The sequence below is a fragment of the Aliivibrio sp. 1S175 genome (assembly GCF_001690985.1).
Classification (GTDB): domain Bacteria; phylum Pseudomonadota; class Gammaproteobacteria; order Enterobacterales; family Vibrionaceae; genus Aliivibrio.
In genome coordinates, this window is sequence record NZ_MAJS01000013.1 from 153,822 (window position 1) to 173,669 (window position 19,848).

Genomic DNA, 19,848 nt, shown 5'->3' on the forward strand with positions numbered 1-19,848 from the left:
TAGTGATATGACTCAGTTCGGTACCACAAAAATTATCATCATGTGCTCTCTCTTTATCCTTTTTACTGTGGGCGGCTTTGCCTTATGGGCTACCACTGCCCAATTAAGCTCCGCGTCCATTGCTAATGGCTCTCTAGTTGTAGAATCTCAGCGTAAAAAAATTCAGCATTTACAAGGGGGCTGGGTAAAAGCAATTCATGTTGTTGAGGGACAACACGTCGAAAAAGGAGAACTGCTTATTGAGCTTGCTAACACGAAAGCCGATGCCGATTATTATCGTTTAATGCTGCGTTCAATTTCCTTAAAAGCCACAATAGAGCGCTTACAGGCGGAATTAGAAAATAATGAAACCATCACCTGGACAAAGACCTATCATGAAGAAGCCAACAGTGCTGACGTAATGAACATTCTAAATAGTCAAATGCTTCAGTTTCAACAATTCTTATTGCGTAATGAACTACGAACCAATCAATATAACCAAAATAAAGAGCAACTGACCGAACAAATTCGCGGTTCTAAATCTCAATTAACGTCGATTAAACGTCAACTACAATTGGTAAATAAAGAAATCGCGATGATGAAAGGGTTGCTTAAAAAAGGATACGTTTCTCAAACTAAGATGTTTGAAATCCAACGACATCAAGCCAGTGTTGAATCTCAGCGAGAAGAATTACAAACCAAAATTAATGTATCTACTCGCCAACTAACTACGCTAAAACAAGACTTCGAGGCTAAAGACATTGAATTAAAACAATCAATTTCCTCGCAATCAAACCAATTAGAAAAAGAGTGGTTAGACATAAATCAAGCATTAAAAACGGCGCTAGATATACGTTCAAGAATTAAAGTAAGAAGTGAACATACTGGCACTATTGTCGGTTTAAATGTTCACAGTATTGGCGGCGTAGTCAATCCTGGAGATATCATCATGGAGATTGTTCCAAATAATGAACAATTAATAGTACAAGCCATAGTGAAACCTGAAGACATTGACGTAGTAAGAACAGGACAAACAGCAAAAGTCAGATTAAGCGCTTATAACATTCGTAAAACCCCTCCAATAACAGGAACCGTTATCTACGTTGCCGCAGATAGGCTAAATCAACGTGGTGAAAAAGAAACCGGTTACTTGGTAAAAATCCAACTACTTCAAGAAGAGATCACCAAGCTAAGCAATGTTGAGCTTTACCCCGGTATGCCTACCGATGTTTTAATTTTACTTGAAAAAAGAACGCTATGGGATTATCTCACCGCGCCTTTATTTAATTCTTACTACAAAGCATTTCGTGAACAATAAGGATATCTCATGATTTTTTGGCTTAGTTTTTATCTGTTTTTCTTTGCCTTAACTGCTTTTATTGGTTATCGCAAAGGAAATTTTATTGCTGGAATACTACTTGGGTACGTACTTGGTCCTGTTGGATTGTGTCTTATTTTATTAAGTAAAAATCGCATAAAATTGCCATGCCCACATTGTCAAACACTTATACATAAGCACTCTTATTTTTGTCCACATTGCGATGAAAAAGTGCTGCATACTTTAGTTTAATAAACGCTTAACGACCAATTAATTAGAGAACGTTCTCATGATTACATACACTAAAAAACTGCAAATTTTCCTTATGTTCCTCATAGCTTGTGTTTTTATCGGCGGAATGATGTTGCTGTCTTTAAGCTCATCGATTAATAATAAAAACGAAACTATTGAGAAATTAACGAAGGCATTAATGACAGAAAAAATGATGGCAACATCATTGGAAGAATACAACGGTATAACCTCTCAATTAGAAAAGGAGATGCTTGAACTCTATGATAAAAATAACGTCTTACGCCGAGATTTAAGTATGGTAAGTGAAAGTTTAGTAGAGAAAAATCTGACTATCAGCTTATTAGAACAGCAGTTACATAATGAACAACGTAAGCTGGCCCGTTATAAATCGAATTACAATAGGAAAATGAAAACGCAATTAGCAAATGAACAAAAAAAGATGAATACCCAACTAGAAAAAGACCGAATCGCCTTACAATCTAAAGAGGCTGATCTTGAGCAACAACGTACAGAATTAGATAAATTAAAGAACACTCCTGTAGAAAAAACGGTAAGTGCTGAAGAGAAAAAAGCCATTGATGAGGAAAGAGTAGAATCATTGATGAAAAAATTTGATTCATACCAAGTAGATTTAAGTGTAGAGAATAAATGCGATAAAGATTATTTATATCGTTATAACGAAGCTAAAAGTACCCTAAGCCATATTAGAACTTACTTGCAAAAAAACCAAATGGACTCCAGTTATTATCATTTTGTTATTGCTAATGATACATCGATTACAGCTCAAAACCGTCAGTTATGTATTGAAGATTAACATCTTAAAAAGCCGATAAAAATTACGGTCATCGGCTTTTATCTCTTTAATTATAATAAGCTACAAAAAAGCCCACGTCTTACATTTAAATGGAACGTGGGCTTTATTTCATTAAAGTGAAAAATAAATAATCACAGTAATGACACTATAATTACGCCATGTCATTTGGGTCTGCTATCGTAATTTGGTCTTCATCGCAATCACTCCAGATGGTAACTTCATCACCGGCACTGTTCGCAAAGGTATAGCCATTTAAGCTAGTGGTATCTATATTACTGGCTTCATAAGCGTCTTTTAAAGCACTGTCCATAGATAATGGATTGCCGGTTAATTGCCAATGAGAACCATCGATATTAAGGGTTTCGACGCCTGAACAAACAAACTGCCCATTTGCTTCTCCAGCACTCTCATTAACCAATATTTTATCTAATGCGATTTTCAATTCCGTATTAGAGGTATTAACCACCACGCCTTCGATTTCTTGGTAAGCCGTTTGTGTCATATCAATGACGTTATCTTGACCATCACTACCAACAACCATGACATCAAAGCCTTCGCCACCACTAAAGTGAACGGTTGCTCCATCGGTTGTGTTTATATCATCTTGGTCGAAAACTAAGGTGTCGTTGCCTGAACCAGCAAAGATCTGATCACTGCCTGAGCCGCCATCAAGATAATCATTACCTTCTTGACCAAAAATAAGGTCATCGCCCGAGCCACCATCTAAGGTATCATTGCCTACACCACCATCAAGATAGTCATCATCATTACCACCAGAGAGTGAATCGTTCCCCTCTCCACCAGAGAGGTTATCTGCGCCAGAATCTCCTGATAATCGGTCATCACCTACATCACCATAAAGTGAATCGGCATTACCACCACCAGATAAGGTATCGTCACCTTCTTGGCCATACAGTACATCATCTCCCGATCCACCTTGAAGAGTATCATTACCCTGTTCTCCCCAAAGGACATCGTTTCCACTGTCACCTTTTAAGGTGTCATTACCATCGCCACCATACAGGCTATCATCGCCAGAGCCGCCAGAAACATAATCGTTACCAGAGTTCCCATAAAGCTGGTCATTATCGTTTTGACCAAATAATCGGTCATCCCCAACGCCACCATCAAGAATATCTGAACCTGAACCACCGTACAGTTTATCGTTGTCTTCACCGCCAAAGAGCTGATCATTACCAGAGCCAGAAACTAAGGTGTCATTGCCACTGCCACCTTGCAATACGTCATGGCCAGAGCCTGAAGTTAGATTATCATTACCTTCTCCACCATCAAGCGTATTGCTACCATCGCCAGCCTCAAGCGTATCTTCACCTAAACCACCGACCAAGGTATCATTACCTGATCCTGATTTAAGATTATCGTTCCCTTCTCCGCCATCTAAGGCATTATTGCCACTAAGCGCTTCTAATCGGTCATCGCCGGCATCACCATACAATGAATCATCACCTGAACCACCGTATAAAACATCGTCTCCATCATTCCCATGAAGAACATTGTTACCTGACTCGGCATGCAATTCATCCTGACCATCTCCCCCTGATAAATTATCGTTACCAGAGCCTGCAAACAATTTATCCGTACCTGAACCTCCTTCTAACGTATCGTTTCCCTCTCCACCAGCAAGAACATCATCGCCCTCTTGACCTTGAAGTAAATCAGCACCTTGACCGCCATCAAGATAATCAACACCACTGCCACTGGCTAAGGAATCATTTCCTTCGCCACCATATAAGGAGTCATCACCACTGCCTGATACTGCACTATCTGACCCACTGCCGCCAAATAAGGTGTTTGTCCCTTCTCCTAAATCAATGGTATTAGTGCCGGCTTCGCCGTAAACCGTATCATCGCCAGAGCCTGCGGTTATGGTATCGGTACCACCACCTGCGAATAAGGTATTATCGCCTTCGCCACCTTGAATGGTATCTGCCCCTTCGCCACCATAAAGCGTATCACCAGCAGCACTTCCGACAAGAGTATCGTTACCTTCTCCGCCATACATTTGATGGCTGCCTGTTGCTGCAGCTATTAACGTATCATCGCCACCACCACCAACGAGAGTATCTTGTCCATCATCGATTAATGTATCGTTGCCTTCTCCACCGGCTAAGAAATCATAGCCCTCACCGCCAACCAGAGTATCATCCCCATCCCCACCAAAGAGGCTGTCGTTACCCAATCCACCAGCAATATCATCATTCCCAGCGCCAGCATCAATACTGTCATCGCCCAAGCCGGCATCGATTACATCAGCCCCTGCTCCTGCATAAATCGTATCGTTGCCCTCGCCTGCAGTTATCGTATCTGTACCTGTACCACCATAAATCGTATCATTACCAGAACCGGCATCAATTTGGTTTGTACCAGAGTCTCCATAAATGGTGTCATCGCCTTCACCGGCAATCAATGTGTCGTTACCGGAACCTGCTGTTAAAATATCATCCCCTAAACCACCCATTAAATGGTCATCGTTACTGCCGCCATGTAACTCATCATTTTCACTCGACCCAACAAGTTCATCATTGCCTTGCCCGCCAATAAGTACACTGCCATTTTCACCTGCATATAACGTATCATTGCCTTCTTCTCCGACCAGTCGATTATTACCGGTTTCACCATAGACAATATCGTCACCAGCGCCAGCATAAACAGCGTCGTTGCCCGAACCTGAATGAATGACATCAGCTCCACCACCTGAGAAAATAGCATCATCTCCAGCGCCTGTTTGAATCGTGTCTTGGCCTGAACCAGAAAAAACCTGGTCATTACCTTCACCTGTTACAACAGTGTTTTCCCCATCGCCGGCATACACAATATCGTCACCAGTACCAGTATCAATGGTATCAACGCCAGCATCGGCATAGACCACATCAGCCCCTTGCCCCGTAGTGATTTGATTATCGCCAGAACCAGAATAAATGAGGTCATCACCCGCACCAGAGTCGATAACATCGTTGCCATAATCGGTATAAATTGTGTCATCCCCATCACCTGATACTATGGAATTATTGCCTATTTCACCAAAAACAGTGTCGTTTCCTTCACCTGAATCAATAACATCATTACCACTACCCGCATAGATAACATCATCACCTGAGCCAGCATTAATAACATCATCCCCCTCATTGGCATGAAGAATATCATCACCAGAACCACCATCTAATCTATCGGTTCCTTTTCCGCCAAAGAGTTGATCATTACCTTCTCCGCCAATAAGAACATCATCACCATCATCGCCATAAAGCTCGTCATCACCAAGGCCACCAGTAATAGTGTCGTTACCTAATTCACCAAAAAGTAGATCATTACCTGCATCACCTGATAGTTGGTCATTTCCATCACCACCCAGTAATAAATCATTATCATCTTGTCCTGAAATTACATCATCGCCAGCGCCGCCTAAAACGAAATCGTCGCCCGCCCCCCCTTCAATAATGTCACTTCCTGCATCACCTTGTAGTTCATCGTTGCCTTCACCACCATAAAGTTGGTCAGAACCCGAACCACCAAGTAATAAGTCATTTCCTTCATCGCCATAAAGTACATCATCACCGTCATCACCGATAATAATGTCATCTCCCAAACCACCTTCAATACGATCATTCCCAAGCTCGCCTAGAAGAATGTCATTACCCGCATTACCAAATAAAGTATCATCACCATCACTGCCTAACAGGGTATCGTTACCTTCGCCGCCGTGCAGTTCATCATCACCATTACCACCGATAAGCACATCATCGCCTTCTCCGCCATATAAACGGTCGTCGTTTATATCACCATCGAGGAAATCATTGCCCGCCCCACCCATGATAAGATCTGAACCTTGCTGCCCAAAAATGGCATCATCACCATCACCACCATCAATGCGATCGTCATAAATGTTATGAGCGACAAACTCGACCGCTTCAATGTCAGTAATTAGATCACCATTAGGATCTTTTAAGACAAAGTTAATCACTTGATCGTTACTGATTTCATCACCCGTAAAGTTAATATCTAGGTTGACCTCTCCATTTTCATCAACAGGGGCTTGAACTGTTTTAATCACATTGCCATCTTGATCCGTCAGCTCAATCGTCACCGTGGTTAATACCGTATTAAGCGTAAACTTGGTGGTAATATTGCCAACGTCATCAACTAAATAATTACCTAATCGCGCGCCATGCGTCACTTCTTCTGCGGGCGTGTCTTCTGATGCTGTAAATTGATAAACAGATTGAGACGTTCCCCAACTATCACCGCCAGAGCCAGCGTCAGGGGTTTCTGAAGCATTGTCCTCAGGGGTATATTCTACATCGCCAAAAATAGTGTCTTTGCCTTCACCACCAGAAATAACGTCACTGCCCTCACCGCCAGCAATGTGATCGTCACCAGATAAACCCTCTACCTGATCACTACCTGATTGAGCATTTACATTATCATCTTCTGATGTGCCCGTGATTGTATCGTTATATTTGGTTCCTTCCATTTGGACCTCTCTATTATTAATAACAATTACATTAAGTAGGACTTCACAACACCGCTACCATTTTCGTAATATAAGGTTCGTTATAAATAGAATAGGAATAAATAATTAGATATCCATAAATATTAAGACAAAGCGTAATTTATTTAAAAAGAAAATGAATATGACAAACTAATGGCACCGTCAATAAATCGACCAGTATCATCGCCTCTGTCTGAGGAGTTCCATCGATTGCCTGAATAGTTATTATATTGAAGTGTAATTGTTCCTGGATGCCAATCAAAATAACCAAAGCCATAGGTATAATCTGGATTCCATGGTTGTTGTTGATTTTTATCTAAATAATAAAAAGCAGTGCCATTAATATACCAATTCCCAAAAATAGAATATTTGCATCCAAGTGATACCGTTTTATGACCATTTAAATATTCACTCGTCTCTAAATTGAAATACTCGTGGGTATAATTAAAATCAACCTGGCACCCGATACTCCCTTCATCAGTAAACGTAAACCAATTAACCACAGGTTCTACTATTGGAAACTTCCAACCAAGAGACCACGTTCCTTGATTAAAATGAGTCATCGATTCACCCTCATCAGGACTGAATCTATTCCCCCCATAATTGGCGTAAACCAAGCTCAAGGTATAAGGGCGCCAATCACTGTAACCAAACACATACGTAAAATCAGGGTTCCACGTTTGCTGCTGGTCTTGGTCTATATAATGATATGCAGTTCCTGATACAAACCAACTGCCCAAAATACTGTATTTAAGCGACAATGTAAGGGTTTGATTGGTATTCGTAGGTCCTGATGTCGCACCTGCTGGAATATTTGCTGAGGGCGTATCTAATAATGGATAATTGTAGCCTACATTACCACTTAGCCCATGAAAGAAACCCTGTTCATCATCCCACTGCTCTATAGGGAAATAGAACGAACTTTGGACACCATTCCAGATATGTTCACCCTCTGTAGGGGGCGATTCAGAAGCTGAGCTATTTCTTGGTTCAGTAATATTTGGGGACGTCGGCGCGTTTTTGTGTTTCGCGCTATTTGATAAGTATTCATTAGAAATTGCAGATAAAGAAAAACACAACGGAAATATCAATCCACTGATCGGTAAAATGACTCGGTTGTATTTTATTGTCATCAAGGCGTAAATCCATCCGTAGATAAGCCACATAACCTCTTTTTCTTTATCAGAAATAAAAGAGCCTCGTCAATAAAATAAGTCCTCAATTTACTCGAAGACTTATTTATTAATGTACTTATTGTAATCTAGGATGCTATTGCTACAAAAACAACTATCAAGCCATGGCTGGTTGTTGTTTTGTTTTTGTTTTTGCTTTATCAAACCACACTTTCAATGCTTTTGGAGACATTATTTTTGGATCTCCCAATTGATAATCTTCAGCATTCATAAGCTCTGGAGGCAGAATATCAATAATCAATTCGAGATCTTTATAAGAGGTCACTTCTTTATCAAAAATGGCTGCCATTTCATTATTGTGTTCGGCATTTCTGGCTCTAACTGCCTTAACTAAACCATCAAGTAATGTATACCATGTCGTCATTGGACCTTGAGTAATTGAAGCGGATTCCGCAGCTGAATCAATAAAAGCAAACGGCACTGTCATTATCGATTTATTTTGTTCCATGGAAGCTAAAATCCAATCGGTATCAAACGAAAAATCATACACTGTTGGTGCTTTTAATATATCAACAAGTGCATCGTGGCTATACAGTTTAAACGCCGCTTGAGTGTCTTTAATTCCTTGGGTAAATATTTGCGAACCAATCATACGCTGCATATGACGTAGGGTTTTAATGCCAACTCCCCAGCGCTCCTCCTGTTTAACAAGGATAGACTCTTTATGCTTACGATTGCCTAAAATAACCTGTGTATTATTTTCAATATAAGGGGCAAGTAACAAACCAAGTTGTCCTAAATGAACGGAATTATCCGCATCAGTATAAACAACACAATCCATGCCATCCTCTAATGCTTTTTGACAACCAAGGATAATTGCTCCGCCTTTTTTCGACTCATCAACATGGTGAAGGTTCTGTAATGGTCCTGTCTCTGTCGGTATGGCATCATTTAACCGCATTACGTTTACTTGATCTTTAGCATCACTTTCCTGCGCTATTTTATTTGCAATATCGAAGCTATGGTGCGGACAACCATCATCAACTGGATAGAGTTTCCAGTGCACACCTGTGCCTTCTGTAATCCAACTTAATTGTTCTATTTTAGTGATTAATGAATTTTCCCCATTAGGGTTTATTTTCGATCTTTTATTTAATCGATGATGTTCTCCCCACATAGCAAAAACAATACCAACGGTTAATGGCGTTGTTATATTCATGAGCAGCCGGCGAGACTCTACTAATTTAACCGCTAATTTAAACATAAGTGGGGGTGATTCTAATTCTAGAAATGATTTATATTCTGAGACAGAGATATTTTCAAATGAATTTAATTTATCGGCTAATAACAATAATTCTTTTTGATCTTTCTCGCAGGTTAAATCAAATGAATTATTTGAATGAGTCATGATATTTAAAATGGTTTTATTATCCATATTCCGCCCTTCCTTTTTTAATACTTAATCATTATTTCTAAAAAAGAATAGGCAAGGTAAGGGAGAAAACCAGTAAAATGAAACAAAAATAAAAAATAGTTTATTTACCCTTGATTACGGAAAAATATATCCTAGGCTAGATAAAAGTATTCAATTACATACTTATAATTAAAGGCCATCAAGAAAAGGATTTTAAATGGAATACATTTTAATAGTAGACGATGATCCTGTCAGCCTTTTGTTTATGTCATCCCTATTAAAACGTTGTGGATATCAGATAATCTCAGCAAAAAATGGATTAGAAGCTCTGACCATTTTAACTGAGAAACCACAAATTCAGTTTGTCTTGAGTGATTGGATAATGCCAGAAATGGATGGCATTGAATTATGTAAAAAATTAAAAGAGCTTGAGTTCGACCGTTATATTTTCTTTGTTTTACTCTCAGGAAAAGATGACAAATTATCCGTCATTAACGGTATTAATGCCGGAGCTGACGATTTCATCGTAAAAGGAACGGATGTTAAAGAATTGGAAGCGCGTGTAAAAGCCGGCTTTAGAACCTTAGAGTTACACAATAAGCTTACGGATAAAAACCAAGAACTCGATTTAGCTTACGCCACGATTAGAAAAGATCTCGACTCCGCAGGGGATCTCATACGACAACTATTACCAACACAAACCAATTTTGCGGGTGTTGAGCTAAATTACATGTCGATTCCAAGTGCTCAAATTGGTGGAGATATGCTGGGATATATGCAACTAGATCCTGAACATCTCGCTTTTTATCTTTTTGATGTCGCGGGACATGGCGTCTCATCCGCATTAATGTCTTTTTCTGTTCAACAAAGCTTATCAATTATCGAAGGCCCATCTTCTATTGTGAAAGACATAAATAATCAAATAACGCCACCGGAAGAAGTTATCAATAAATTAAATAAGCTTTATATCAGTGATGACAAAATTCAACTCTATTTCACGATGATCTATGCCGTACTCAATGTAAAAACAGGCGATATGCATTACTGCTCAGCGGGGCACCCCCCTTTAGTTTGGTTACACAACGATTCAAAAAAAGCCGAACTTATCGGCCATGACAATTTTGTCGTAGGTGCCTTTGATTTTGTTGATTATCAATCATCACAAATAAAGCTCTCTCCAGGCGACAAAATTTGGGTCTATTCTGATGGAATAACCGAAGCTGAAAATAAACAAGCCACAAAGCAATTTACCGAGAACGGGCTTAGAAAATCTATTATGGATATAAGCTCCCACCCTACTCATTTACAAACCGAGCTACTCGTTAATAGAGTACGAACATGGCAAGAATCGAATACGTTCGAAGACGATGTCAGTGTTCTTGCTGTCGAGTGGAAAGGCAAATTCAAACAAGAGGATGACTCATGCAATACGAAATTAACGACCAAGGTAAATGCACAATTCTTCAGATAAACGAAGAACGTTTTGACGCAAAACTAGCGCCTCAGTTTCGCAAAGAAGCGGAAGAATTACTCCCTCAATTTAGTGACCATTTAATCCTAGATTTAGGCAGCGTAAGATTTATGGATAGCAGTGGTCTAGGCGCAATCATGGGGGTTTATAAATTATGTAGAGGTAAAACAGTCAGTGTTATTAATCTACAAAAACCAGTAGAAGACTTATTAAAACTCACTCGAATGGACCGTTTAATTCCAAATTACGCAACACTTGAGGATGCACTGCTTACGTCAGCGTAAAGTATAAAAGGAACGATTATGAAAGGTATGATTTTAGCTGCTGGTAAAGGGACGAGAGTAAAACCCATTACCCACACAATTCCAAAACCGATGATCCCTATTTTAGGTAAACCCGTGATGGAATCGATGATTGAGCTTTTCGCCAAACACAACATTAATAAAATTGTTATTAATACAAGTCATTTATCTGAGGTGATTGAAGGCTATTTTAGAGATGGTCATCATTTCAATGCCCAACTGTCTTACTCCTATGAAGGCGAAATCATTAACGGTGAATTCAAAAGCAAAACCTTAGGATCTGCTGGAGGAATGCAGAAAATCCAACAGTTTTCAGGTTTCTTTGATGATACTTTTGTCGTGGTGTGTGGTGATGCATGGATTGATTTGGATCTAACTAAAGCAGTTAAACATCATAAAGAGAAAGGTGGGATTGCCACAATTGTAACTAAAGCGGTATTAAATGAAGACATTCATAAATATGGCATTGTGGTTTCTGATAGCCATGGACTAATTACCCATTTCCAAGAAAAACCAACACCAGAAGCTGCGTTATCTAACCAAGCGAATACTGGGATCTATATTTTTGAACCGGCTATTTTCGATTTTATCCCTAAAGAAGGAGAATACGATATAGGCAGTGAGTTATTCCCATTACTCGTCGAGAAAAACATTCCATTTTATTCCGTAAATATGGATTTTCAATGGCTTGACGTAGGTAACATTACCGATATTTGGGATGTAACCAACGACATATTAAATGGCAAAGTGAATGGCTATCCTATTCCTGGTACGCAAATAAAAGCAGGGGTTTGGCTAGGTATTAATACGGTGATTGATTTAAAATATTGTAATATCACTCCTCCTGTTGTCATCTCTAGTGGTTGCCATATAAAAAATGGGGCAACGATTGAAGGGCCCACTGTTATCAGCCCAAATTGTACGGTTGATTCAGAGGCGATTGTTCGTAATTCATTAATCTATGATTATATTCATATCAAAGATTTTATGCTATTGGATCAAAAAACAGTCTTTAATAACTATTGTATAGACCGTGAAGGGAACAGTACCTCCTACTCAGAGTTGAGTACGGAGTGCATATCTACCGTTATGGAAGATACCTTATCTGATATCTCCGTATTCACCAATACGAAAAGTACCACAGAAAAGTAATCGCAAGGAGGCGTTGTGGAATCTATTTTTTCAAGTACCTATCCTAGTTCAATCGAAGCATCTCGATTTGTATCTAATGATATTAAGATCTATTGGGCATCATTAAATATTTCTGAAGATACCATAAATCAAGCAGAACTATGCCTCGTCGAAATGGTAAACAACGCCTACGAACACGCCTATCTAAATCAAGATGGGCCTGTAATCGAAGTAAAGTCTTACCTGCAAACTCCCGCTCTACTTATCACGGAGATTTCTGATTATGGTCAAGCGCTTCCTCAAGAAGTATTAGTACAATCTACTGAACAAAGCTTTATCGTACCCGAAGAAGATAAACCAGAAACGTGGCTAACTTCAGGGCGTGGATTCATTATTGTCGACCAATTAATGGACACCATTGCCTATGAGAACAAAGATGGGAAAAACACTTTCTATTTAGGTAAACGCTTACGTTAATTTAAGCGTTTTTCTTCGTTTTGATGAATTGACCGTCTTACTTTTCTGGCTCATTAACTACTGGCATGAACGTTCTTCGTTGTAGAATTTCAACTTTATTGTCATCTATATTACCAATATTCGCTTTATGAATTGGATTATATTTTTCTTTCTCAACCACCTTTTTCTCTTCTTTCTTTATAACATTGTCTTTTTCTACGTTTCGGTAATCAAACTCTTCATCTGGTGTAATAACAATCCCATTGCGCAATTCTATCGTTTCTATTTTAGCAGCTTCTTCCTTTTTTCTATCAACCGGCTCATTCGTTACTGGTATGAAGCTTTGGCCGCGAGAAAAGCCCCCTCCTAACCCTGTTAGCTTTTTCTTTCCTGTTGTATCAGAAGATTTAATCGCTCGAGGTGAATGATAGTTAGGCGTTGCCGGTACAGAAACGTCTACATTTGGATTCTTAGATTTCAAACCCAACTTAGGCCCTTTAAAGGTAAACAATCCTAATTTTTCTTCCCATACTTGCAAAATAGTTAACTCTTGTTCCCATTGATTATCTAAAGAGATCCCTACATCAGAAGACGTTAATTGCGTGGATAATTGAGTATTAATTTGCTCATAACGGCGGTGTAGGTGTTTTTGTATTTGAGGCCACTCTGTCCCTCCGGTTAATAAATAACGAGTGCTATTTGACCAGTATTCATACGCTTTTATATCATTCCGCTTATTGGCAGCAATCGCAGCTAATGCTTCAGATAAACCTGCATATTGCCACATAACCTGAGAACCCAACTTAGATTCTGAGGCTATAATTTTATTTGATAATTGGTGCCAATATTCAGCTGATTGCCTTTCTCTAGGGCTATTCGCTAACATCGTTCCTTTACTGTATATCGACAATTCAATATCAACCACTCTGGCAAAGCTTAACGAAGAGCTTAATGATAGAAGTACGCTTAAAGGTATTAATGTGTATCGTATCATCGGAATGTCTCCACTAAACAATGACCTGGATGTGAAAAACGAGATTTAAACTGCACATCTCGATATTCTTTACTTTTCTCAGGTTGGTAAAGTTTTCCCTGTGATTTATACAATAATGCTTCTAATACCCCAGCATTGGTTTGTAATGAAATGCTTTTTTCATAACGGCTGTTTAATTCATATCGGCCTTCGTACCAACCTCTATCTGGATCATATAACTCTTGGACTAATATCATTAATCTATCGGTATAATCAGATTTCCACAGCGCCCACATTTGAAAAGCAACTCGGGTAGACACTAACGCGAGTTCATCATACGAACTGCCATCTTCAGATAACGTTATCCAAGGCGTACCTAAAGCGTAAATAGCATCATACACAAAATAAGGTTCACCTGAGACAATATGCTCTCCACGTGCCGTATAAATACGATCATTATCCCAACGAGCCTCTTGAATACGATACATGGAATCAGCCATTGCTGACATCACTTCATTACTATGCGTTGCATCGTTAGAGTTACTATCCTCAATATTATCCCAATTAAACTCTAGCCCCAATCGTAAATATGGCGTGCTATACACTGGACGTAATACGTCAAAAAGCCGTGGATCTCGACCATCAAATAGAAAATCAATCCCATACATGGTTGCTACGTTATATGGGTCTAATCTCATTGCTTTATCTGGAACTATTTGCCAATCTAAATAGCCATAAGAAGTATATTCCTCAACACCTAATCGCCCTTCTTTGTACCTAAATACATTACCATTATTAACGTTGCCACCAAAAAGTTCACCCTCTTCATTAACCAGTTCACAAAAGTTCCATTTCAACACGGCTTTATCAATATATTCAATAAATTGGGGATTATATTGCTTCACAATGGCAAGCACGATCAGCAATCGACCTACATCAATAGAAGACCAGCCAATATCGTTAGGTTGATTACCGTAATCCACCATTTGACCCGTTTGAGTGCTGTACACTTTATTTGGGATTTGCCCCATGCTTAATGGCATTTCATTTAAAAAAGTAAGGACAAGGGAAAGTCGTTCGTCATGTTCTTTACTGGTGATAAACTCAAATTCTCGAGCTGCAGTTAATGCTAATAAATAATCAGCGATACCTGACATATTGGTGGTTGGATAGTTATCAATACTATTTACGAGACCGGTTTTTAATTGAGTATTATTCTCTACATATACCCAAGCAAGGCGAGCCCATTCAAGCTCACCTTCTGTTAATTCGCCATGCCTTCCTTGTCGTATCGCTTGCGATTGATTTAAAGAGGTCACTCCATCTTGGACGCCTCTATACAATACACCGCAGGATGACAAGAAAAAGCATATTAAGATCAGTACTGCACTTTTTAGCATTTATCTTCCTTTATAAATACTATAAACGAGAAGGCTTCATTGGCTTTCTTGGTAAACACTGACCTTCGTAACCAAATGGACTTTCTAGTGCTTTTTCCCATAGACTTGGCGCAACATTCTCTTTATAAGTGAGGAGCTTTCCTTGTTCTTTATAAAGTAAAATTTCTAACGTAATGCCGTTATTATTTGATGTAAACGTGTTAATTCGGCCGGTTCCGTTTTCAAAAATACCTTCATAAAACCCTTTTTCACGATCATATAAGGTGGATATATGGTCAAACAATAAATCAGTATACGCGGTATCCCACAAGACCCACATTCCCATCGCTCCTTTTACCGCAACGGCTGAATATTGGGGTAAGAAATCACCGTTTTCAGAGATCGTATTCCAAGCAAAACCATCCGTATAAATAGTGTCATAAACAAAATAGGGGGCACCCGCTAATTGATGCTCCGTTCTTGCGGTAATAATGCCAGTTTGGTTATACCGTTCTTCTTGTACTCGATAAATATTAAGTGCAAATTCAGCCATCCATCCATTCGAATAACTCGTATCATGAGGACTATGGTCTGTTGTTAGATCCCAACCTAATTCAATTGCATCCAAGACATAACTTTCTGTCACAACATAGCTGTGGGCTTTAAGCTTTCTTGGGTCTCTTGTGTCATAAGGTACATCATATCCATATAAATTAATCGTTCCGTACGGTTCTGGCATAGAGGCTTGTGATGTATCAAACCCCCATAATTGAAACCCTTTTGCTGCATATTCTTCATAACCTAAACGGCCTTCTTGAAGATACTGAACGGGTTTATCTTTCTCTAATAACGCTCCAAACATGGTGCCATTTTCATCGACAACGTTACAGAAGTTCCAACGAAGAACGACTGAATCAATACTGGTCGCAAATTCAGGGTACCTGTTTTTTAATATATGAAGCCAAATAAGTAAACGCCCTAGATCTAAAGCTGAGTAACCAATTTCCCCCGGTTGATTACCGTAATCCACTTTTGCCCCATTCTGCGTATTATAAGCTTTGTTAGGCAGTTCCCCACGGAACAGATCTAGAGTGTTTAATGTGGTCAAAAATTTGATTAGACGGCGATCAAATTCTTCTTTATCAATAATCCCTAGCTCGTATGCACTCGTCATCCCTGCGAGGTAAGATGCAGCATCCCACCAAGTCACTGAGGGATAATTATTTACCGCATTTACGAGTCCTGTCGATTCTTGGTAGTTATTTTCAAAATAAGTCCATGCGATTCTTGCCATGTCCATTTCTTTTTCAGTCAAGGTACTTTGACGAGCTTGAGGGACGCTCCAATGATCTTTTTTAACCACAATATCTTCTGAGAATTGATCATATTTATTACCACAGCCCACAATAAATAAGCTCAGTAAACCAATTGAGATATAACGCATAGATAGGTCTCCTTCCTTATCCCAATAACAGTTATTTAGCGCCTACGCTAAGTAATGAACCATTTTCAATGTAAGCCAACGACTCTAAAACAATACCGTTCGTATTCGCAGTAATTGCTTTATTGGTCTCTCCAGAAGCTTCATATCTACCTGAATACCAGCCTTTATCCTCTGAAAATAACGTTTGTGCTTCTTGAATTAAAATATCTGTATAATCCGTTTTGTATAATGCATACCAACCAAAAGCCGCTTTTGTAGATAACGATTTAAATTCAGACGCATCTTCTCCTGTATCAGTAATTGCGTTCCATTCTTTGCCATCAGAAAATACGGTGTTGTAGACAAAATATGGGGCTTGATCAAGGTTATCCTCACTGACAGCGGTGACTATTCCAGTCTCGTGATAACGCGCTTCTTGAGCTTGATACACTCGATGAGCAAAGATTTTTGAGACACTATCAGCACCAAATTCTAAGCTATCAAGAATATAAGATTCACTTACCACATAGTTATGTGCATGGTACTTTGCAGGGTCTCGTAAATCCGTTGGTACTTCTATGCCACTAATGGTTCTAAATTCCAGGTAATCTATATATTTCATTGCATTAAATACATCTCGCCCCATCAGAGACATTGATTTGGCTGCATATTCTTCATAACCAATTCGCCCTTCTTGTACTAATTCAAAACCGTCAGATGACGTTGAAAGACGGGAACCATATAAATAGCCTTCTTTAATCATGTCACCAACATGCCATGCATTTAATATATTATTAACGTGTTTATTAAACTGAGGGTATTGCCAAACAATGATATTTAACGGCACGAGAACACGGCCAATATCAATCGCTGACCAACCAATACCATTTGGCGTTGGTTTATTGGTGTAGTCCACCATTTCCAATGTCACCGTATTGTAAGCTTTGTTTGGCAAACGATTATCAACAAGAGGCAAGCGAGATAACGTGTGTAGAACCTTCTCCATACGAATAGTAAACACATCATCAGTGATCACATTTAGTTTTTCTGCCGAGATCAGTCCCATAATGTATGACGCAGTATCCCACATGGTAGTTGACTCATAGCCATCAACAGAATTCACTAACCCTGTATTTTCTTGGTAGTTATTCTCAAAGTACGTCCAAGCCGTGTTTGCCCATTGATACTCTTGTTGAGTTAAAATACGATGTTGCTTTAATGGCAGCTCTTCCGATTTTTCAAAAACAATATTCCCTAAAACTTGAGGTTCTTCACGCGTTTCAATCGTAAATGAAATCAATAACGCAGTCGCTAATCCGAGAATAAACACGAGATGGTGACGAGCATTCACAAGTGCTTTTTTAAATTCCATATTCTACTTCCTCTTTTCCCTGTTCTGATTCTTTTTGTTCATCACCATCTGATTTTGGATTCCAAAACGCTGAAGCTATCATGCCCCACATCGCCATCATATTATTGATAATCCAAAACGTATTTAGTACTAATCCACCCAGCGAATAGCTTCCATGCATACCTGTTGAGTACCCAGTCCATGCATAAAGTAGACTGAATAAACTCAATCCAAACACTGCCATTTGGGGAATAACTAATTTTGCAAACGTTCCACTTTGTCTTTCTTTAGGTGTCGTAGGGAAACTGATTTTTTTCCCTCTTAATACAGTCCAGAGCGCTTTAAAATTCACAGGGAAGAAGGAAAGAAAATTAGTTTTTCCTTTGTATCCTGCGACTCCCCAAGTCCCCACCATCATTGCAAGTTCAGCAGTAAGAACAAAAGGTAAGAAGTGCATATAAAAAGTGACATCATAAGCACTTACCGGTGCGATGCTCGTTAGAAAATAGACGATTGGGCACAATAAGAAAATAATGTTCCACACGGCAGATAAATTCGACCAGAAGCTCGCCCCATACATTAGCTTCTGCTTCAGGCTCATTCCTTTTCTAAAAAGTGGATTATCATTCATGAAGATATCAATAGACCCACCAGAATATTTAAATCGCTGCACTGTCCAAGTTTGTAAATCTTGGGGTGACAACATTTTACTTTCAACTTCTGGATGCATCACTGAACGCCAGTTTCGCTCTGAATCCGCATGCAGAACTAACGAGGTATACAGGTCTTCTGATACATGGAATTTGTAAGGTGTAAATTCCGTATCAATAAATATTTCTTGTTTTAAGTTATCTGAAATATCTTTATCTACCGTTTTTTCTTTGGTCATCTTTCTGATTTGTGTTTCTATTTCAGATTGTTCTTTTACTATTTGCTCACTGTAACTACGAAGTGCAGCTTCCATTACGGCTTCACGTCTATGAATCGAACCAGCACCGCAACAGAATGACGCATTCGCCCAATTTCTACGGCGTTGTATTACGTCATAAAACATTTGAGGATCATTAACAAAAGGATCTTCCCCTAATGTCACTGGTCCATAAAACTTTTCAATTCCATGCCCAATTCCTGTTGACCACTTGCCAAGTTTTCGTTGCATAAAATTAGGTAAACGCTCACCTTCTGGAATATCAAAAAACCATTGTGGCGTTTGAACCCAAGCGACATCTGGGTCTCTAAAGTAACCTAACGTATGCTCTAAAATTGTTGAGAATGGTCGAGTATCTGCATCACAAATAACAACGAAATCACCATAGGTTTGTTCCATTGCATTTCTTAGATTCCCCGCTTTAAAACCTGTATTTCCTTCCCTTGTGATATACCCAATATTCATCTCTTGTGCTAACTGAGCCATAGACTCTCTTTTACCATCATCAAGAATGAAAATATTGATATCTATATCGTGTGGGTACGTTACTTTTTGGGCATCAAGAATACTCAGTTTAACCAATTCAGGCTCTTCATCATAAGAAGGGAAAAAGACATCAACACTGATTGGTCTATCTTCTTCTGTATCTAATACGCACTCTTTAATTTTATGCGGCGGCGCTTTTTTCGGCTCGTCTTTTGTTTTCCACAAATTAAAGGTAAACAGCAAAGAACCTATAAATGCACAAGACTCAGCAAACGCCAATGGAAGAGAAAACCATAACGCATCATAATTCAAAGCAAAACTCCAACGCCACCATAGATACCAAATACCTAAAGTTAGATTACAGGTTGCTAAATATTGATATAATAACTCTCTCGAATTACTGTGGGGGACAGGTTCCGGTGGTTTTCGATGTTCGAATTTCTTAAAGTAAAAATCCATTTAATCACTCCAATAATGACGCAGAGGGCATCGAATTCCATCATTAGAATTCATTGCTTTCATAACAGTTAA

14 protein-coding genes are annotated in these 19,848 nt (G+C 39.1%); 6 read left to right on the plus strand and 8 right to left on the minus strand.

Annotated elements, in window-relative coordinates:
- The first annotated feature begins 7 nt into the window (after nt 1-7).
- Together A6E06_RS07060 and A6E06_RS07065 are read left to right on the plus strand one after the other, a co-directional pair.
- On the plus strand, nt 8-1,297 hold the full coding sequence (locus tag A6E06_RS07060) for an HlyD family type I secretion periplasmic adaptor subunit (protein WP_065591934.1): 1,290 nt from the start codon (nt 8-10) through the stop codon (nt 1,295-1,297).
- Nucleotides 1,298-1,586: 289 nt separating this feature from the next.
- Complete coding sequence (locus A6E06_RS07065) at nt 1,587-2,363, plus strand: hypothetical protein (protein WP_065591935.1); 777 nt, start codon at nt 1,587-1,589, stop codon at nt 2,361-2,363.
- A 151-nt stretch (nt 2,364-2,514) separates the two neighbouring features.
- Here A6E06_RS07065 and A6E06_RS07070 read toward each other — a convergent pair whose 3' ends face one another.
- From A6E06_RS07070 to A6E06_RS07080, 3 genes are all read right to left on the minus strand, one after another.
- On the minus strand, nt 2,515-6,852 hold the full coding sequence (locus A6E06_RS07070) for a calcium-binding protein (RefSeq protein ID WP_065591936.1): 4,338 nt from the start codon (nt 6,850-6,852) through the stop codon (nt 2,515-2,517).
- A 143-nt stretch (nt 6,853-6,995) separates the two neighbouring features.
- On the minus strand, nt 6,996-8,036 hold the full coding sequence (locus A6E06_RS07075; RefSeq protein ID WP_255312061.1) for a hypothetical protein: 1,041 nt from the start codon (nt 8,034-8,036) through the stop codon (nt 6,996-6,998).
- Nucleotides 8,037-8,160: 124 nt separating this feature from the next.
- Nucleotides 8,161-9,438 (minus strand): glycosyltransferase, encoded by a 1,278-nt coding sequence (locus A6E06_RS07080; RefSeq protein WP_065591937.1) that lies wholly within the window; start codon nt 9,436-9,438, stop codon nt 8,161-8,163.
- A gap of 196 nt (nt 9,439-9,634) precedes the next feature.
- On the opposite strand from A6E06_RS07080, the gene A6E06_RS07085 reads away from it, so the two are divergent.
- Genes A6E06_RS07085 through A6E06_RS07100 form a run of 4 tightly spaced genes read left to right on the plus strand, consistent with a single transcriptional unit; the run spans nt 9,635 to nt 12,798 of the window.
- Entirely contained in the window at nt 9,635-10,888 is a 1,254-nt protein-coding gene (locus A6E06_RS07085) for a SpoIIE family protein phosphatase (RefSeq protein WP_065591938.1), read from the plus strand.
- Entirely contained in the window at nt 10,840-11,172 is a 333-nt protein-coding gene (locus A6E06_RS07090) for an STAS domain-containing protein (RefSeq protein WP_065591939.1), read from the plus strand. Before A6E06_RS07085 ends, A6E06_RS07090 begins: the two co-directional genes overlap by 49 nt.
- Before the next feature lie 18 nt (nt 11,173-11,190).
- Entirely contained in the window at nt 11,191-12,342 is a 1,152-nt protein-coding gene (locus A6E06_RS07095) for a sugar phosphate nucleotidyltransferase (RefSeq protein WP_065591940.1), read from the plus strand.
- Nucleotides 12,343-12,357: 15 nt separating this feature from the next.
- Nucleotides 12,358-12,798 carry an ATP-binding protein gene (locus tag A6E06_RS07100; protein ID WP_065591941.1) on the plus strand — a complete coding sequence of 147 codons (441 nt, stop codon included), beginning with the start codon at nt 12,358-12,360 and terminating at the stop codon, nt 12,796-12,798.
- Nucleotides 12,799-12,835: 37 nt separating this feature from the next.
- On the opposite strand, the gene A6E06_RS07105 is transcribed toward A6E06_RS07100, so the two are convergent.
- The 5 genes from A6E06_RS07105 to A6E06_RS07125 are packed head-to-tail and all read right to left on the minus strand — an operon-like array spanning nt 12,836 to nt 19,776.
- On the minus strand, nt 12,836-13,771 hold the full coding sequence (locus A6E06_RS07105; RefSeq protein ID WP_065591942.1) for a hypothetical protein: 936 nt from the start codon (nt 13,769-13,771) through the stop codon (nt 12,836-12,838).
- Entirely contained in the window at nt 13,768-15,150 is a 1,383-nt protein-coding gene (locus A6E06_RS07110; RefSeq protein WP_065591943.1) for a DUF3131 domain-containing protein, read from the minus strand. The genes A6E06_RS07105 and A6E06_RS07110 overlap by 4 nt, the downstream gene beginning before the upstream one ends.
- Before the next feature lie 19 nt (nt 15,151-15,169).
- On the minus strand, nt 15,170-16,573 hold the full coding sequence (locus tag A6E06_RS07115; protein WP_065591944.1) for a DUF3131 domain-containing protein: 1,404 nt from the start codon (nt 16,571-16,573) through the stop codon (nt 15,170-15,172).
- Nucleotides 16,574-16,604: 31 nt separating this feature from the next.
- Complete coding sequence (locus tag A6E06_RS07120) at nt 16,605-17,924, minus strand: DUF3131 domain-containing protein (protein ID WP_065591945.1); 1,320 nt, start codon at nt 17,922-17,924, stop codon at nt 16,605-16,607.
- A complete protein-coding gene (locus A6E06_RS07125) occupies nt 17,914-19,776 on the minus strand; it encodes a glycosyltransferase (protein WP_065591946.1) in 1,863 nt (620 codons plus the stop codon). Before A6E06_RS07125 ends, A6E06_RS07120 begins: the two co-directional genes overlap by 11 nt.
- Between the last annotated feature and the right edge of the window lie 72 nt (nt 19,777-19,848).

Excerpts from the sequence above, each read along its gene's own strand:
- A6E06_RS07125 (WP_065591946.1), bottom strand. The coding sequence starts at position 19,776 with ATGGATTTTTACTTTAAGAAATTCGAACATCGAAAACCACCGGAACCT.
- A6E06_RS07120 (WP_065591945.1), bottom strand. The coding sequence starts at position 17,924 with ATGGAATTTAAAAAAGCACTTGTGAATGCTCGTCACCATCTCGTGTTT.
- A6E06_RS07110 (WP_065591943.1), bottom strand. The coding sequence starts at position 15,150 with ATGCTAAAAAGTGCAGTACTGATCTTAATATGCTTTTTCTTGTCATCC.
- A6E06_RS07105 (WP_065591942.1), bottom strand. The coding sequence starts at position 13,771 with ATGATACGATACACATTAATACCTTTAAGCGTACTTCTATCATTAAGC.
- A6E06_RS07115 (WP_065591944.1), bottom strand. The coding sequence starts at position 16,573 with ATGCGTTATATCTCAATTGGTTTACTGAGCTTATTTATTGTGGGCTGT.
- A6E06_RS07085 (WP_065591938.1), top strand. The coding sequence starts at position 9,635 with ATGGAATACATTTTAATAGTAGACGATGATCCTGTCAGCCTTTTGTTT.
- A6E06_RS07065 (WP_065591935.1), top strand. The coding sequence starts at position 1,587 with ATGATTACATACACTAAAAAACTGCAAATTTTCCTTATGTTCCTCATA.
- A6E06_RS07095 (WP_065591940.1), top strand. The coding sequence starts at position 11,191 with ATGAAAGGTATGATTTTAGCTGCTGGTAAAGGGACGAGAGTAAAACCC.
- A6E06_RS07080 (WP_065591937.1), bottom strand. The coding sequence starts at position 9,438 with ATGGATAATAAAACCATTTTAAATATCATGACTCATTCAAATAATTCA.
- A6E06_RS07060 (WP_065591934.1), top strand. The coding sequence starts at position 8 with ATGACTCAGTTCGGTACCACAAAAATTATCATCATGTGCTCTCTCTTT.
- A6E06_RS07070 (WP_065591936.1), bottom strand. The coding sequence starts at position 6,852 with ATGGAAGGAACCAAATATAACGATACAATCACGGGCACATCAGAAGAT.
- A6E06_RS07075 (WP_255312061.1), bottom strand. The coding sequence starts at position 8,036 with ATGTGGCTTATCTACGGATGGATTTACGCCTTGATGACAATAAAATAC.
- A6E06_RS07090 (WP_065591939.1), top strand. The coding sequence starts at position 10,840 with ATGCAATACGAAATTAACGACCAAGGTAAATGCACAATTCTTCAGATA.